Annotated in this window: 15 protein-coding genes and 1 pseudogene; 8 read left to right on the top strand and 8 right to left on the bottom strand. The window is 69.8% G+C overall.

The genetic code is table 11. The annotated features are described in order from the left end of the window. The first annotated feature begins 12 nt into the window (after positions 1 to 12). The 6 genes and pseudogenes from rplI to AZC_RS22055 all read left to right on the top strand — a co-directional run bounded on the left by rplI (position 13) and on the right by AZC_RS22055 (position 6,349). Positions 13 to 575, top strand: a pseudogene (gene rplI, locus AZC_RS22080) (50S ribosomal protein L9). Between the two features lie 156 nt (positions 576 to 731). Continuing rightward, positions 732 to 2,255 carry a murein biosynthesis integral membrane protein MurJ gene (murJ, locus tag AZC_RS22075; RefSeq protein WP_043879735.1) on the top strand — a complete coding sequence of 508 codons (1,524 nt, stop codon included), beginning with the start codon at positions 732 to 734 and terminating at the stop codon, positions 2,253 to 2,255. Positions 2,256 to 2,260: 5 nt separating this feature from the next. Beyond that, positions 2,261 to 3,124 carry an alpha/beta fold hydrolase gene (locus tag AZC_RS22070; protein WP_012172822.1) on the top strand — a complete coding sequence of 288 codons (864 nt, stop codon included), beginning with the start codon at positions 2,261 to 2,263 and terminating at the stop codon, positions 3,122 to 3,124. A 134-nt stretch (positions 3,125 to 3,258) separates the two neighbouring features. Continuing rightward, on the top strand, positions 3,259 to 4,296 hold the full coding sequence (gene trpS, locus AZC_RS22065; RefSeq protein WP_043879734.1) for a tryptophan--tRNA ligase: 1,038 nt from the start codon (positions 3,259 to 3,261) through the stop codon (positions 4,294 to 4,296). A 252-nt stretch (positions 4,297 to 4,548) separates the two neighbouring features. Next, complete coding sequence (gene ubiG, locus AZC_RS22060) at positions 4,549 to 5,310, top strand: bifunctional 2-polyprenyl-6-hydroxyphenol methylase/3-demethylubiquinol 3-O-methyltransferase UbiG (RefSeq protein ID WP_012172820.1); 762 nt, start codon at positions 4,549 to 4,551, stop codon at positions 5,308 to 5,310. A 106-nt stretch (positions 5,311 to 5,416) separates the two neighbouring features. After that, on the top strand, positions 5,417 to 6,349 hold the full coding sequence (locus AZC_RS22055) for an alpha/beta hydrolase (RefSeq protein WP_012172819.1): 933 nt from the start codon (positions 5,417 to 5,419) through the stop codon (positions 6,347 to 6,349). Between the two features lie 17 nt (positions 6,350 to 6,366). Here the strand turns inward: AZC_RS22055 and AZC_RS22050 are convergent, their stop codons facing one another. The 5 genes from AZC_RS22050 to AZC_RS22030 all read right to left on the bottom strand — a co-directional run bounded on the left by AZC_RS22050 (position 6,367) and on the right by AZC_RS22030 (position 11,458). Beyond that, positions 6,367 to 6,828 (bottom strand): DUF1178 family protein, encoded by a 462-nt coding sequence (locus AZC_RS22050; RefSeq protein WP_012172818.1) that lies wholly within the window; start codon positions 6,826 to 6,828, stop codon positions 6,367 to 6,369. Then, a complete protein-coding gene (locus tag AZC_RS22045; RefSeq protein WP_043879732.1) occupies positions 6,825 to 7,706 on the bottom strand; it encodes a carbon-nitrogen hydrolase family protein in 882 nt (293 codons plus the stop codon). Before AZC_RS22045 ends, AZC_RS22050 begins: the two co-directional genes overlap by 4 nt. 105 nt (positions 7,707 to 7,811) lie before the next feature. Next, a complete protein-coding gene (gene grxC / locus AZC_RS22040; RefSeq protein WP_012172816.1) occupies positions 7,812 to 8,069 on the bottom strand; it encodes a glutaredoxin 3 in 258 nt (85 codons plus the stop codon). A 57-nt stretch (positions 8,070 to 8,126) separates the two neighbouring features. Then, positions 8,127 to 8,909: a ComF family protein gene (locus AZC_RS22035; RefSeq protein ID WP_081434079.1), complete on the bottom strand. Its 783-nt coding sequence runs from the start codon at positions 8,907 to 8,909 to the stop codon at positions 8,127 to 8,129. 47 nt (positions 8,910 to 8,956) lie between these two features. Next, positions 8,957 to 11,458, bottom strand: coding sequence for a heavy metal translocating P-type ATPase (locus AZC_RS22030; RefSeq protein ID WP_043880624.1), 2,502 nt, complete (start codon positions 11,456 to 11,458; stop codon positions 8,957 to 8,959). Positions 11,459 to 11,820: 362 nt separating this feature from the next. Here AZC_RS22030 and AZC_RS22025 point away from each other — a divergent pair, with 362 nt between their 5' ends. Then, the gene (locus tag AZC_RS22025) at positions 11,821 to 12,096 is read left to right on the top strand and encodes a metal-sensitive transcriptional regulator (RefSeq protein WP_012172813.1); all 276 of its coding nucleotides are present in this window, start codon (positions 11,821 to 11,823) and stop codon (positions 12,094 to 12,096) included. 73 nt (positions 12,097 to 12,169) lie between these two features. Then, positions 12,170 to 12,721: a hypothetical protein gene (locus AZC_RS22020; RefSeq protein ID WP_012172812.1), complete on the top strand. Its 552-nt coding sequence runs from the start codon at positions 12,170 to 12,172 to the stop codon at positions 12,719 to 12,721. A gap of 3 nt (positions 12,722 to 12,724) precedes the next feature. On the opposite strand, the gene hemW is transcribed toward AZC_RS22020, so the two are convergent. The 3 genes from hemW to rph form a co-directional block, all read right to left on the bottom strand. Then, positions 12,725 to 13,882, bottom strand: a complete 1,158-nt coding sequence (gene hemW, locus AZC_RS22015) for a radical SAM family heme chaperone HemW (RefSeq protein ID WP_012172811.1) — start codon at positions 13,880 to 13,882, stop codon at positions 12,725 to 12,727. Between the two features lie 508 nt (positions 13,883 to 14,390). Beyond that, positions 14,391 to 15,023, bottom strand: coding sequence for an RdgB/HAM1 family non-canonical purine NTP pyrophosphatase (gene rdgB, locus AZC_RS22010; protein WP_012172810.1), 633 nt, complete (start codon positions 15,021 to 15,023; stop codon positions 14,391 to 14,393). Further along, positions 15,020 to 15,736 (bottom strand): ribonuclease PH, encoded by a 717-nt coding sequence (rph, locus tag AZC_RS22005; protein ID WP_012172809.1) that lies wholly within the window; start codon positions 15,734 to 15,736, stop codon positions 15,020 to 15,022. Before rph ends, rdgB begins: the two co-directional genes overlap by 4 nt. Positions 15,737 to 15,739 lie beyond the last annotated feature (3 nt).

Here is a 15,739-nt window from a genome sequence, read left to right as displayed (position 1 = left end):
GGAGTAAAGACAATGGAAGTCATCCTGCTGGAGCGCGTCGCCAAGCTCGGCCAGATCGGCGATGTGGTGCGCGTGCGTGACGGCTACGGCCGCAATTTCCTCCTGCCCAACGGCAAGGCCTGCGCGCCACCAAGGAAAACCGCGCCCGCTTCGAGAAGATGAAGTCGCAGCTTGAGGCCCGCAACCTCGAGCTCAAGACCGAGGCGTCCGCCGTCGCCGCCAAGCTCGACGGCCAGAAGGTCGTGATCCTGCGCCAGGCGGGCGAGACCGGCCAGCTCTACGGCTCCGTCTCCACCCGCGACATCGCCGGCGCCTTCACCGCCGACGGCTTCACCGTGGACCGCCAGCAGATCGTGCTGAACCACCCGATCAAGACCATCGGCCTGCACGTCCTGCCCGTGACCCTGCACCCGGAAGTCGAGGTGAAGGTGAACGTGGTCGTCGCCCGCAGCGCCGACGAGGCCGAGCGCCTCGCCCGCGGTGAGGAAATCCGTCGCCCCGGCGACGAGGACGAGGATGAGGTCGAGGACGTCGCCGCCGAGGCCGAAGAGGCCGAGGAAGCCACCGAGGCCTGATCCGCGACACTTCGCGTTCTGAATTGCGCAAGGCCCCGCCAGTTCGTCCGGCGGGGCCTTCGTGTTTTCGGCGCCATGTCTGGGCCGGCTCCGGCATCGACAGCCCCGCCCGCCCTTGCCATAAGGGCGCGGAACCGCCCATGGCTCTCCCGCCGGATGTCTCTTTCCACCCGCCGCGCCTCCATCGTCTCCGCCGCGACCCTCGGCTCGCGGGTGCTTGGCTTTGCACGCGACGCCGGCACCGCTGCCGTGCTCGGCGCCGGCCCGCTGGCCGATGCACTCATGGCCGCGCTCGCCTTGCCGCTGCTGGCCCGGCGCCTCCTGGCGGATGGCGCCTTCAATGCGGCGCTGATCCCCGCGCTGGTGCGGGCGCAGGCGCGGGACGGGCGTGAGGGCGCGCGGCGGCTGGCGCTCGCCGTCCTGCTGGCCCTCTTCGCCCTGCTGCTCGCCTTCGCGGTCGCCGGCGCCGTCTTCATGCCGGCGCTGATCCGGGCGCTCGCGCCGGGCTTCGAGGTCGGGGGCGAGCGCGCGGACCTTGCCATCGCCTGCGGGCGCATCGCCCTTCTCTATCTGCCGCTCGCCGCCGCCGCTGCCGTCTATGGTGGTCTCGCCAATGGTGGCGGGCGCGTCGCGCTGCCCGCGCTCGCGCCCATGCTGGCCAATGTGGTGGCCCTGTCGGCCATTGTTTATGTGGCGCTGGAAGGGCTGATCGGCACCGCCGCCGCCGCCCGCGCCATGGCGGCGGCCACTGTCGCGGCGGGCGTGGCCCAGCTCGCCCTCATGATGCTGGCCACCCGCGGCCTCCCCAGCCGGCCTGCCGTCGTGCGTCCCGACTGGCGAGGGGCGGGGCGTGTGCTGCGGGCGAGCACGCCGGCCCTGCTGTTTGCCGGCCTGCCGCTGCTGCGCCTGTTCATCGTCGCCGCGGTGGTCTCGGCCACGCCGGGCGCGGTGTCGGCCCTGAACTATGCCCAGCGCCTCATGGACCTGCCCCTCGGCCTTGTGGGGGCGAGCGCGGGGGCGGTGCTGGTGCCGCTGCTCGCCATGGGCGGAAAGTCGGCGGGGCGGGAAGCGTCGGGAGCGGTGCTGGCGGCGCTTGGGCTCGCCTTGCCGGCGGGGCTCGGCCTCTGCCTGCTCGCGCCGCCCATCGTGGGCGTGCTCTATCAGCGCGGCGGCTTTACGGCCGAGGATGCGGAGGCCACCGCGCAGTTCCTCGCCATTCTCGCGCTCGCGCTGCCGGCGCAGGGCGTCGAGCGCGTGCTGGCGGCCACCGCGCTGACCCATGGGGTGATCGGCCCGGCGGAGCGCATCGGCGCAGGGTCGCTCCTCGCCTGCCTGTTGCTGGCCCTCGGCGCAAACGCCTTCGCCGGGCCGGTGGCGGCGGCAGGTGCCATCGCGCTGTGCGCCACGGCGAGCGCCGTGCTGCTCGGCGGCCTCCTGGCCCGCCGGGGCCTCCTGGCGGTCGACCGCACGCTGCTCCGGCAGGGCCTTGCCATCCTCTGCGCCGGCGCGCTCATGGGTGCGGCCGTGGACGGGGCGGCGCGCTTCTGGACGCCGCCCGCGCCGCAGTCTCTGGAGGGCCTGCTGCGCCTTGCCGCCCTCGTCGGCCTCGGCATGATCATCTATGGCGTGACGCTGCTCGCCCTGCGACCCCGGCGGGCGAGATCGCAACAGGAGACCTGAGGACCATGCCGGACTTCTTCGCCTTTCCGAGCACCGATGGCCTCGCTTTGCTGGCGCGCATCTGGGGCCAGCCCACGGAGCGCTTGCCCCTAGTCGTGCTGCCCGGCCTTACCCGCAACGCCGGGGATTTCGAGGCGCTCGCCCGTGCGCTGTCCGAGGACGAAGAAGCGCCCCGTCAGGTGATCGGCTTCGATTTCCGGGGGCGCGGCGGCTCGGCCTATGGGCCGGTCGTCACCTACAATCCACTTCAGGAAGCGCAGGATACGCTCAAGGGGCTGGAAGCGCTCGGCATTTCCCGCGCCGCCTTCCTCGGCACGTCGCGCGGTGGCCTCGTCATGCTCATGCTGGCGGGCGTGCTGAAGCGGACGGACCTGTTCGCGGGCGCCCTGTTCAACGACATCGGCCCGGTCATCGAGACGGCGGGCCTCGCCCGGATCGCCGGCTATGTGGGCAAGCCGATCCCCGAGACGTGGCCGGATCTCGTGGCAGACCTGAAGCACGCGCAGGGCTTCCTCTTTCCCGGCCTCACCGATGAAGGCTGGGAGCGCTTTGCCCGGCAGATCTACCGCGACGATGCCGGTCGCCCCCGCCTTGCCTATGACGCGCTGCTGGAAGAGGCCTTCAAGGCGTTCGATCCCTCAAAGCCCCTGCCGGACCTCTGGCCGGCCTTCGAGGCACTGAAGGATGTGCCGTCCATGGTCATCCATGGCGCCCTGTCGGACATTCTCTCCGCGACCACAGTCGAGGAGATGGGCGCGCGCCATCCCGGCCTTCAGGTGCACACGGTGGCGGAAGAAGGCCATGCGCCGCTGCTCTGGGACGCCCCCGCGCAGGGCGCCATCCGCGCCTTCCTCGACGCGCTGGCCTGAGGTGCGGCGCACCTTGCCCTTGCATCGCAGGGCATGGGCTGGCATGACGCGGCCTCATCTTTGAAGGGCGGCCCACAGGGTCGCCGGTCCACAGGCGGATGGCGGTGTTTGCGCCGTCCTTGAGGAGGTCGCCAATGGCGGCGGTCGCGGAACGGGTCTTTTCCGGCGTTCAGCCCACCGGAAATCTGCATCTCGGCAATTATCTCGGGGCCATCAAGCGCTTCGTGGCGTTGCAGGAGAGCCACGAGTGCATCTATTGCGTCGTGGACCTGCACGCCATCACCGTCTGGCAGGACCCGGCGGAGCTGAAGCGCCACATCCGCGAGGTGACGGCCGCCTTCATCGCCTGCGGCATCGACCCCAAGCGCCACATCGTCTTCAACCAGAGCCAAGTCTCCGGCCATGCGGAACTGGCCTGGGTGTTCAATTGCGTCGCCCGCATGGGCTGGCTCAACCGCATGACGCAGTTCAAGGAGAAGGCCGGCAAGGACCGCGAGAATGTCTCGCTGGGCCTGTTCGCCTATCCGAGCCTGATGGCGGCGGACATCCTGCTCTATCGCGCCACCCACGTGCCCGTGGGCGAGGACCAGAAGCAGCATCTGGAACTGACCCGCGACATCGCCCAGAAGTTCAACACGGACTTCGGCCCCTCCATCGCGGAGAACGGCTTCGGCGAAGGCTATTTCCCGCTCACCGAGCCGCTGATCGCCGGCCCGGCCACGCGGGTGATGAGCCTGCGCGACGGCTCCAAGAAGATGTCGAAGTCGGATGCCTCCGACATGTCGCGCATCAACCTCACGGATGATGCGGACGCCATCGCCTCCAAGGTGCGCAAGGCCAAGACAGATCCCGAGCCGCTGCCCTCCGAGGAAGAGGGCCTGAAGGCCCGGCCGGAAGCAGACAATCTCGTGGGCATCTATGCGGCGCTCAGCGACACCACCAAGCAGGCGGTGCTGACGGAATACGGCGGCGGCCAGTTCTCCACCTTCAAGATGGCGCTGGTGGATCTGGCGGTGGCCAAGCTCGGCCCCATCGGCGGCGAGATGCAGCGCCTCATGGGCGACGTGTCTGCCATCGACGCCATTCTGAAGGACGGCGCCGACCGGGCGCGGGTGATCGCTGACCAGACCATCCGCGACGTGAAGGACATCGTGGGCATGGTCCGCGCCTGAGCGGTTCGCGCTTCTGATGCGTGTTGAGACGGGGTGCGGGCTTTCGCCCGTGCCCCGTTGCCTTGTGGGGGCCGTGATGGCCGCCTAGAATCCGGCAGAATTTCCCCCTCCCCAGCCCTCCCCCGCAAGCGGGAGAGGGGGCAGGGCGCGCGGGGGGCGACGGCGGCTTTAGAGCCTGCGGCAAAGCCCTCTCCCGCTTGCGGGGGAGGGTTGGGAGGGGGCGGACCGGGCGGCCCCGATGATGATCAGGAGATGCGCATGACGGCGAACGCGACCATCGACCCGTCCGAAGTGGCCCGCTTCGATGCGCTCGGCGCGCAGTGGTGGGACCCCAAGGGCAAGATGGCTCCCCTCCATGCCATCAATCCCGTGCGGCTCGGCTTCGTGCGCGACGTGCTGGTGCGCCACTTCGGCCATGATGCCCGCTCGCTCCGCCCGCTGAAGGGCCTGCGCATCCTCGACATCGGCTGCGGCGGCGGCCTGCTCTCCGAACCGCTGGCCCGCATGGGCGCGGACATGGTGGGCGTCGATCCCGCCCCCGGCAACATCGTCGTCGCCCAGTCCCATGCGGACGAGGCGGGCGTGCGCGTCGATTACCGGCAGGGCACTGCCGAGGAACTGGCGGATGCGGGCGAGCGCTTCGACGTGGTGCTGGCGCTGGAGGTGGTGGAGCACGTGGCCGATGTGGGCCTGTTCCTGCGCCGCGCCGGGGAGATGGTGAACCCCAACGGCATCATGATCGTCTCCACCCTCAACCGCACGGTCAAGAGCTTCGCGCTGGCCATCGTGGGGGCGGAATATGTGCTGCGCTGGCTGCCGCGCGGCACCCACCGCTGGGACAAGTTCATCACCCCCGCCGAACTGGAAGCGGAGATGGGCGCGGCCGGGTTCGAGATGAGCGAGCTCGCCGGCATGGTGTTCGATCCGCTGCGCGGCGAATGGAAGATCGCCGCCGACACGGACGTGAACTATTTCCTAGTGGGCAAGCCCGCCTTCCACACCTCCGAGGGCTGAGCGGATTTCCCTTACGGCATCTCGTTAAGCACCTGCTGCACAGGCGGAGGCGGAGCGTTGACTTGGCGGCTCCATTATTTCAGGCTTGAAATAATGGAGGTCGCGGATGAATCGTCGGCAGTTCAGCTTCAGTCTCGCGGGGCTTCTGGCCTCGTCCGCCATGGCGCACGCGGCGGGTGGCGTGTTCCTGGACTATTCCCAGGAGATGCTGGATCAGGCCTATGACCAGCGCGAGTGGGCGGCCAACGCCAATCAGGTCATCGCCCGCTACGCCACCGACAGCGCCGCCGTCCGCAAGCAGTTTCCCCCGCGCACCGAGCGGTATGGCGCGAGCGAGGCCGAGACGCTGGACATCTTCGCGCCGGAGGGCGCCAAGGGCCTGCCGGTGATGGTGTTCATCCATGGCGGGGCCTGGCGCGGGCTCCAGAAGGAGGACGCCTCCGCTCCCGCGCCGACCTTCATCCAGAACGGCTGCCTCTATGTGGCGCTGAATTTCGCCAATATCCCTGCGGTCACCTTGCCGGAGATGGCCGCCCAGTGCCGGCGGGCGCTGCTCTGGCTGCACGCCAATGTCGCGCGCTTCGGTGGCGATCCCGAACGGATCTTCGTCTCCGGCCATTCGTCCGGCGGTCATCTGTGCGCGGTGATGCTGACCACCGACTGGCGCGCGCTCGGCGGGCCGCAGGACCTGATCAAGGGTGGTGTCGCCATGAGCGGCATGTACGAGCTCTATCCCGTCCTGCTCTCCTCGCGCAGTTCCTACGTCAAGCTCGCGCCCGCGGACGTGGTGGCGCTCAGCCCCCTGCGCCAGCTCGCGCATATGACCTGCCCGGTCATCGTGGTGAGCGGAGACAAGGAGAGCCCGGAGTTCCAGCGGCAGGCCAACGAATTCGCCACCGTGCTGGCGGGCATGGGAAAGCTTGCGGGGCGCTTCACCCTGTTCAACCGGAACCATTTCGAGGTGCCGGAGGCGCTGAACAGCCCGAATGGCCCGCTCTCGCAGGCCGTCCTCGCCATGATGGGCGCCGGGCGCCGCTGAGCCCCGCAGGGCCGGTCTCAGTTCCGCTCGTCGGGCAGCACCGGCAGGGGGAAGACCTCCACCTCGTCCTCGCGCAGGGCCTTGATCTCGTCGGCGGTCGCTTCGCCATAGATGGAGCGGTGCTCCACCTCGCCCTCGTGCATCTGCCGGGCGAGGGTGGCGAATTCGTCGCCCACATAATCCGCATTGCGGGTGACGTGGTCCTTCAACTCGCGCAGCAGGGCGCGGAAAGCCTGCTCCTGCTCGCCCATGACGGTCACGGGCGTCGTCGGCTCGCCCTCGGGCCGGGCGGCCTGCGGCGCCTTCTCCCGGTCGGTGCGCGAGACGGCGGGGGCCATCACCGCCTTCTCCACCGTGGTGGCGCCGCAGGTGGGGCAGGAGACGAGGCCCCGCGCCTTCTGGGCATCGAAGCTGTCGGAGGAGGGAAACCAACTGTCGAACGTATGGTCCGAAGCGCAGCGGAGCGTGTAGCGGATCACGTGGCGGCTCCCACCACGTGCAGGCGGCCGGCCGGCACGTCCGCCAGCTCGAAGCGCCGGCCATTGCGGAGCGAGGGAACGCGGCTGCGCGCGGCTTCCACTTCCGCGATGTCGAGCTCGGCGAGGATGACACCGGGCTCGGTGCCGCCCTCGGCGATGACGCGGCCCCACGGGTCCACCACGAGGGAGTGGCCATAGGTCTCGCGGCCGTTCTCGTGCTTGCCGCCTTGCGCGGCCGCCAGCATGTAGGCGCCGGTTTCTATGGCGCGGGCGCGGAGCAGGATATGCCAGTGCGCCTCGCCCGTGGGCCGGGTGAAGGCGGAGGGGGCGGTGAGCACGCTCGCACCGCTTTCCGCCAGCGCGCGATAAAGCGCCGGGAAGCGCAGGTCGTAGCAGATGCTCATGCCGAGCTTGAATTCGTCCACATGGCCCAGAACCGCACGCTCGCCGGGCCGGTAGGCGTTGGATTCCCGGTAGCTCTCGCCGCCCGGCAGGTCCACGTCGAACATGTGGATCTTGTCGTAGCGGGCTGCGATCTCGCCATCCGGTCCGATGAGGAAGCCGCGATTGGCGGCCTTGGTCTCGGACACGCGCACCGCCAGCGAGCCCACGTGCAGGTGGATGCCCAGTTCCTTCGCCAGCGCCTGGAAGGCACGCAGGCCGGGATCGAGCGGCTCGTCCTTGAGCTTGGTGAACAGCACCGCGCGGTCCATCTCCATGAGATGGGTGACTTCCGGCGTCTGCACGTAACGCGCGCCGTCCCGCGCCGCCTCGCGGATGAGGGCGGTCGCGATCTCGATATTGGCATCCATGTCGCGCCCCGAGCGCAACTGGACAAGGCCAACGCGCAGGCGGGCGGTCTCGGCGGTGCTGGTCATATCCCGGTCTCGCTTGACGGGAGGTGTTCCCGACGGGGGAGAGATAGGCATTGCGCCGCCCGCAGCCAAGCTCCGCCCGGGGCGGGGCGGTGCCGGCGCGCGGCGTCAGGCCGCCATCAAGGCGTCGAGGCGGCCGGCGTCTTCAAGGGCATAGAGGTCGTCGCAGCCACCCACATGGGTGTCGCCGATGAAAATCTGCGGCACGGAGGTGCGCCCGCCCGCCTTCTTGGACATTTCCTGCTGGCCGGCGGGATCGGTGGTCACGTCGATCTCGGTGAAGGTCCAGCCCTTGCGCCGCAAGAGTTCCTTGGCGGCATGGCAGTAGGAACACCAGCTCTTGGTGTAGATGACGATGGATTTCATGGGGGTCCTCATCGCGACGCATCATGACGTCACGAATTCGTCGCATGATAACCCGCCTCAACCGCCGTCGACAACCCGGGCGAAGGTCAGCACGTCTATGGCGGCGGCGCTGCTGCGGCGCAGCACGCGGGCACAGGATTCGAGCGTTGCTCCGGTGGTCATCACATCGTCCACCAGGAGGAGGTGCCGCCCTTCCACGGCCGCGCGCAGCGGTGGGGGCACGTCGAAGGCGCCGGCCACATTGGCCCGCCGCTCCTCCCGCGAGAGCGAGACCTGCGAGGGCGTCGCGCGGACGCGGCGGAGCACATCCGTGCGCACCGGCACGCCGGAGAGGTGCGAGACGTGGCGGGCGAGGAGCGCCGCCTGGTTGAACCGCCGCCGCCACAGCCGCAGTCCGTGCAGCGGCACCGGCAGGATGAGATCGGCGTCGGCCAGAAGGTCCGCCCCCGCCCGCGCCATCAGCCGGGCCATGGGAAGGGCGAGGTCCATCCGGTCGGCATATTTGAGGCCGTGCACCAGATCCTGCGACACGGGCCCGAACAGGGTGGCGGCGCGGGCGCGATCAAAGGCGGGCGGGTCGGTGACGGCTTCCACCGAGAGCCGCGTCGCCCCATCCTCGAAGGGGAAGGGGGTGCCGAGCCGCTCGCAATAGGGCCGTTCGATGAGGCGCAGGTCGCGCCAGCAGGCGGCGCACAGTGTGCCGGGGGTGCCCACGATGGCCTTGCAGGCGATGCAGGTGGGCGGCAGGGCGAGATCGAGCAGGACGCGCCCGCCGGTCCGCGCCGCCGATCCGGCGCGGCGGGCTGCTGTCCCCAGCCAGTGAAGGGCCTGTCCCGCCATTCGCTCCCCCACACCATGGTGCGGGGAAAGCGCAAAGGCGTCGAGCCCTATTGCGGGCGCCAGCGCCGCAGCAGCAGAGCGTTGGCGATGACGCTGACGGAGGAGAGCGACATGGCCGCCGCCGCCACCATGGGCGAGAGCAGGAGGCCGAGCACCGGATAGAGGATGCCCGCCGCCAGCGGGACACCCGCCGCATTGTAGACGAAGGCGAAGAACAGGCTGCGGCGGATGTTGCGCATGGTGGCGCGCGAGAGGCTGCGCGCCTGCGCGAGCCCGGCGAGGTCACCCTTCAGCAGGGTGATGCCCGCGCTCTCCATGGCCACATCCGTGCCCGTACCCATGGCGATGCCCACGTCCGCGGCGGCGAGCGCCGGGGCGTCGTTCACGCCGTCGCCCGCCATGGCCACCACTTCGCCCTCGGCGCGCAGGCGCTGCACCACATCCGCCTTGCGGTCGGGCAGAACGCCGGCCTCGACCTCGGTGATACCGAGGCGGCGGGCCACGGCTTCCGCCGTGGTGCGGGTGTCGCCGGTGAGCATGACCACGCGCACGCCTTCCGCCTTCAGGGCTTTCAGGGCGTCCGGGGTCGTCGCCTTCACCGGATCGGCGATGGCGATGAGGCCGGCGGCGGTGCCATCGACCGCCACGAGGACGACGGTCGCGCCTTCGGCCCGCAGCGCTTCCGCCTCTTTGACCTGCGCGTCCGTGGGGACGCCGCTGTCGCGCAGATAGTCCGCATTGCCGATGAGGAGGCGCCGACCCTCGACGGTGCCGCTGACGCCCTTGCCGGCGGGGCTGTCGAAATCCGCCACGGGGGCGAGCTTCAGCCCACGCGCCTGCGCCTCGGCCACCACGGCGGCGGCGAGGGGATGCTCGCTCGCCTGTTCGAGGCTGGCGGCGAGGCGCAGCAATTCGTCCTCGGGCAGGCCGGTGGCGCGGATGCCGGTGACCTTCGGCTTGCCTTGCGTGAGCGTGCCGGTCTTGTCCACCACCAGCACGGTCACCTTTTCCATGCGCTCCAGCGCTTCGGCGCTCTTGATGAGGATGCCGGCCTGCGCGCCGCGCCCGACGCCCACCATGATGGACATGGGCGTCGCGAGGCCGAGTGCGCAGGGGCAGGCGATGATGACCACCGAGACGGCGGCCATGAGCGCGAAGGTGAGGCGCGGCTCGGGGCCAACCCACATCCACACCGCAAAGCTCGCCAGCGCCGCCGCGAGAACCGCCGGCACGAACCAGCCGGACACCTGATCGGCGAGGCGCTGGATGGGCGCGCGGGAGCGCTGGGCCTGCGCCACCATCTGCACGATCTGGGCGAGCAGCGTCTCGCGCCCCACCTTTGTGGCGCGCATCACGAAGCCGCCGGAAGCCACCAGCGTGCCGGCGATGGCGGTGGCGCCCGTCTCCTTGGTGACGGGCAGGGATTCGCCGGTGACGAGCGATTCGTCCACGCTCGCGCGGCCCTCCTCCACCGTGCCGTCCACCGGCACCTTCTCGCCGGGGCGCAGGCGCAGAAGGTCGCCGGGATGGATCTCCTCGATCGCCACGTCCGCTTCGCTGCCATCGGCGGCGATGCGGCGCGCGGTCTTCGGGGCGAGGCCCAGCAGCGCCTTGATGGCACCGGAGGTGGCGGCGCGCGCGCGCAACTCCAGCACCTGGCCGAGCAGGACCAGAACGGTGATGACCGCCGCCGCCTCGAAATAGACCGGCACGGCGCCGCCATGGCCCCGGAAGGCGTTGGGGAACAGGCCGGGCAGGAAGGTGCCGGCGAGGCTGTAGAGATAGGCGACCCCGGTGCCCAACGCGATCAGCGTGAACATGTTGAGGTGCCCGCTGCGCACCGAAGCGACGCCGCGCTGGAAGAAGGGCCAGCCGGCCCACAGCACCACGGGGCTTGCCAGCGCGAACTGCACGTAATTGGAAACCTGCGGGGCGATGAGGTGCAGCCCCAGATGGCTGCCCATCTCCAGCACGAACACAGGCAGGGCGAGGGCGAGGCCGATCCAGAAGCGGCGGGTCATGTCGATAAGCTCGACATTCGGCCCGTCGTCGAGGCTCGCCACTTCCGGCTCCAGCGCCATGCCGCAGATGGGGCAGGTGCCGGGGCCGATCTGCCGGATTTCCGGGTCCATAGGGCAGGTGAAGATGGTGCCCTCGGGTACGTCCACCGGCGGCGGGGCGCCACCGTCCGTATAATGCTCGGGATGGGCGTCGAACTTCGTCTTGCAGCTCGGCGAGCAGAAGAAGACGTCATGCCCGCCGTGGTGCGATTTATATTTGGCGGTCGCAGGATCCACGTCCATGCCGCAGACGGGATCCTTCACGAGGGCACCGCTCGCCGGGGCATGATGCGCGTGGCCATGATCGTGGCCGCAGCAGGCGGAGGCCTCTGTCTTCTGGGCGGCCTTGGCCTCGTCCCGGGCCTTGGCCTTGGCAAGCTGGGCCTCGGGATCAGCCTCGAACTTCGTCTTGCAGCCGTTGCAGCAGAAATAGAAGGTCTTGCCCTGATAGGTCGCGCGATGCTTGGCGGTGGCGATGTCCACGCTCATGCCGCACACCGGATCGATGGCCTTGGGGCTGAGATCAAGCGGGGGCGGGGCGTTGCCGCCGCAGCAGTCCGCCTCCGGCGCGCCCGTCGCCGGCAGCACGAGGGGTGGCGGGGCCGCGCCACCGCAGCAGTCGCCGGCCGCAGGCGATGCGGCCTTGGGGGCAAGGTCGAGCGGGGCGGGGGCCTTGCCGCCGCAGCAGGAGCCCGCGTCCGCGTTCGATCCGTGAGTGTGATGCTCGTGTGCCATAGGGCCTCCAGCGAAGCGGAGGTGCGATGCCGGCGCCTTGCGCTGCATCACATCTCATTACCCCCTAGGGGTATCCTGTCTTGTCTTTTATACCCTGCAGGGGTATCTCATCAAGCATGAAGGAACCGGCCCGATCTTCCGTATTGAAACGCCTCAACCGCATCGAGGGGCAGGTGCGCGGCATCTCCCGTATGGTCGAGGAAGACCGCTATTGCATTGATATCGTGACCCAGATCGCCGCCGTCCGCGCCGCGCTCCGGCGTGCGGAGGAAGAGGTGCTGCGCGATCACGTGGGCCATTGTGTCGCGCATGCCATCCGCTCCGGCGATCCGGAGGAGCAGGCAAAGAAGATCGACGAACTGATGGACGTGCTCGCCCGCAGCGAGCGGTAGGACCGCACGCCGCGTCCTTCGGCGCGGGCTGCTAGCTTGGCGTCGTCCATCTGTCCCGCCCGGGATCAACGCCATGACTTCCCCCGCAGTTGCGCCTTTGCGCACAGCCTTGTCCGGCCTTGCCGCGACGTTCGCGCTCGCCATGCCCGCTTGTGCGGAGGCGCCCAGCTATTGCGGGGCGGACGAGACCATCATCTTTTCCTGCGATCTCGGGAGCCATACGGCGTCCGTCTGCGCCTCGCGCGACAGCGGACCTGGAGAGGCCAGCCTGCAATATCGCTTCGGCCATCTCGACAAGGTGCTGGTGAACTATCCGCCCGAGGGCACGCCGCCCGGTGCCGTCTTCTCGTCCGGCATGATCTCCTATCCGGCCGGCGCCAGCATCTGGCTGCGCTTCACGCGCGAGGCGGTGCGCAATACCGTCTTCATTGCCGTCGGCGACTGGATTCCCGGCCGGGTCGATCTCATCGGCGGGGTTGTCACGGAGACCGAGGGCAAGCCGCCGGAGGTCATGGCGTGCCGGGGGAAGCCCACCTACGACATGCACATGACCTTCTTCCGGGAGATCGGCATCACGGAAGGCGGCGAATTCGAGCTGCCCGCCGAAGTGATCCCGAAGAAATAGGCCTCAGCCGGCCAGTGTCCCGATCACCGCATTCAGCACGGGGAAGCCGGGGGGCAGCACCTTGAGGCGGGTGCCATCAAGGCGCACCAGCCCTTCATCCGCCAGCATTGCGATGCGGGCGGGGTCGATGGGCGTGCCGCCCAGCGCCGCGTGGCGGGCAAGATCCACGCCCTCGGCGAGGCGCAGGCCCATGAGCAGCATCTCGTCCGCCTGCTCGGCGGCGGTGAGCACCTCCTCCGAAACAATGCCGTGGCCGTTCGCCTCCACCGCCTTCAGCCAGCCTTCCGGATGGCGCTCGGTATAGGTGGCACGGCGCTCGCCCTTCTGCCCCACGCGCCCGTGCGCGCCGGGGCCGACGCCGGCATAGAGGCCATAGCGCCAGTACACGAGGTTGTGCCGCGCCTCAGCGCCCGGCCGGGCGTGGTTGGAGATTTCATAGGCCGGCAGCCCGCTCGCCGCCGTCACCTCCTGCGTGACGTCCCACAGGGCACGGGCGTGCTCGTCATCGGGAATGAGGAGCTTGCCGGCGGAATAGAGCTTCTCGAACGCCGTGCCCGGTTCGATGGTGAGCTGATAGAGCGAAAGATGCTCGCAGCCCTCGTCGATGGCACGGGAGAGTTCGCGCGCCCAGTCCTGCGGGTTCTGGCCGGGCCGGGCGTAGATCAGGTCGAAGGACACGCGCTCGAAGATGGAGCGGGCGATGCCCACCGCGCCCAGCGCCTCGTCCACCGTGTGCATCCGCCCGAGCTTCTTCAGCTCGCCGTCATCGAGCGCCTGCACGCCCAGCGAGACGCGGTTCACCCCCGCCGCCCGATAGCCCCGGAAGCGCCCGGCCTCGACACTGGTGGGATTGGCCTCCAGCGTGATCTCGGCATCGGGGGCGAGCGTCCAGGCTTCGCGGATGGCGTCCAGAATGGCGCCTACCGTCTCCGGTGCCATCAGCGAGGGCGTGCCGCCGCCGAAGAAGACGCTCCCCGCCGTGCGCGGCCCGGTGAGCGCGCGCATGTGCGCGATCTCGCGCCGGAAGGCCGCCACATAGCGCGCCTGATCCGGCGGCGCCTGCCGCACGTGGCTGTTGAAGTCGCAATAGGGGCATTTGGCGAGACAGAAGGGCCAATGCACATAAACGCCGAACCCGCCGGCTGTGTCTTGCGCCGTCATGGTGCGGGCCGCCGGGGAGGCGTTTTGTTGGCGCGAGGCTGAGCCGTGGCTGTGGCGCTGGTGGCCCGCTGTGCCCCCTCCCCAGCCCTCCCCCGCAGGCGGGAGAGGGAGCCTGTCCCGCAAGCGGGACGGACCGCCGTCGCTGGTGTCTGGTGCTCATGAGCGCCGGTTTGACCGCGCGCGCCCTCAAGCCCTCCCCCCTTGAGGGGGAGGGTTGGGAGGGGGGTAGAATGGGCGCCGCTTGGGGCTTGGCCTCCGGAAGGCGCTTGGGTCAGCCCAACGGCGCTTTGGGCGGCGAGGGCATTACCCCCCTCCCCAGCCCTCCCCCGCAAGGGGGGAGGGGGCGCGTGGCGTGGGGGGGATGGGGGGGGAATAAGCGGGGCGGGGCCGATGGCGTCGCGGCAAAGCCCTCTCCCGCCTGCGGGGGAGGGTGGGGAGGGGGCAGGCCGGGTGGTGCCCATACGTGCGTGGCCTGGCCCGTCCCCCGGAACCTGCAAAACCGCGCCCATCAGCCCTCGAGGCAGGCCAGCGCGAGCTGGCGGAAGGCGCGGGCGCGGTGGGAGAGGCCGAGGCCAAGCGGCGGCATGGAATGCTTTTCTTCCGAGGTCATCTCGCCGAAGGTGCGGGTGTGCCCCTCCGGCAGGAAGAAGGGATCATAGCCGAAGCCGGAATTTCCGCGCGGCGGCCACACCACCTCGCCCTCCACGATGCCCTCGAATTCCTCCAGATGCCCGTCCGGCCAGGCGATGCAGAGCGCCGAGACGAAGCGGGCGGTGCGCTGGGCGGGCTCAGCCGCGCCGCGCGCCAGCATCTCCTCGTGCACCTTGCCCATGGCCATGCGGAAATCCTTCTGGGGGCCACCCCAGCGGGCGCTGTAGATGCCCGGCGCGCCGTCAAGCGCATCCACCGCGATGCCGCTGTCGTCCGCAAACGCCGGCAGGCCGGCGGCCTTGGCGGCCGCCTCCGCCTTGATGCGGGCGTTGGCGCGGAAGGTGGTGCCGGTCTCGTCCGGCTCCGGCAGGTTCAATTCGCCCGCCGACACCGCCTCGATGCCATAAGGGGCGAGCAGCTCCTGCATTTCCTTCAGCTTGCCCGGATTGTGGGTCGCGATGACGATGCGGCCCGTCAGCTTGCGGCTCATGCCTTGATCGCCTGCTTCTGCAGCTCCACCAGTTCGCCCACGCCCTTGCGGGCCAGCGCGAGCAGGGAGAGCAGTTCGTCCTGCGAGAAGGGGGTCTTCTCCGCCGTGCCCTGGATCTCGACGATGCCGCCGGTGCCGGTCATGACGAAATTGGCGTCGGTCTCCGCCTTGCTGTCCTCGGCATAGTCGAGGTCGAGCACCGGGGTGCCCTCATGGATGCCGCAGGAGATGGCCGCGACGTTCTCCTTGAGCGGGATCGTCTTCAGCATGGAGCGCTGGTACATCCAGTTCAGGCAGTCATGCAGGGCGACCCACGCGCCGGTGATGGCGGCGGTGCGGGTGCCGCCGTCGGCCTGGAGCACGTCGCAGTCGAGCGTGATCTGGCGCTCGCCGAGGCCCACGAGGTCCGTGACCGAGCGCAGGGAGCGGCCGATGAGACGCTGGATTTCCTGCGTGCGGCCGGACTGCTTGCCGGTGGTCGCCTCGCGGCGGGTGCGCTCCAGCGTGGCGCGCGGCAGCATGGAATATTCCGCCGTCACCCAGCCCCGGCCCTGGCCCTTCAGCCACGGCGGCAGGCGCTCTTCAAGGGTCGCGGCCACGAGCACATGCGTATCGCCGAACTTCACGAGGCAGGAGCCCTCGGCATGGCGCAGCACGCCCCGCTCGAAGGAAACGGCGCGCATCTCGTCATTGGCGCGGCGGCTGGGGCGCATGGA

Source organism: Azorhizobium caulinodans ORS 571, assembly GCF_000010525.1.
GTDB lineage: Bacteria > Pseudomonadota > Alphaproteobacteria > Rhizobiales > Xanthobacteraceae > Azorhizobium > Azorhizobium caulinodans.
The sequence above is the reverse complement of the archived record's forward strand: the minus strand, read 5'-3'. Positions and strand labels throughout refer to the sequence as shown.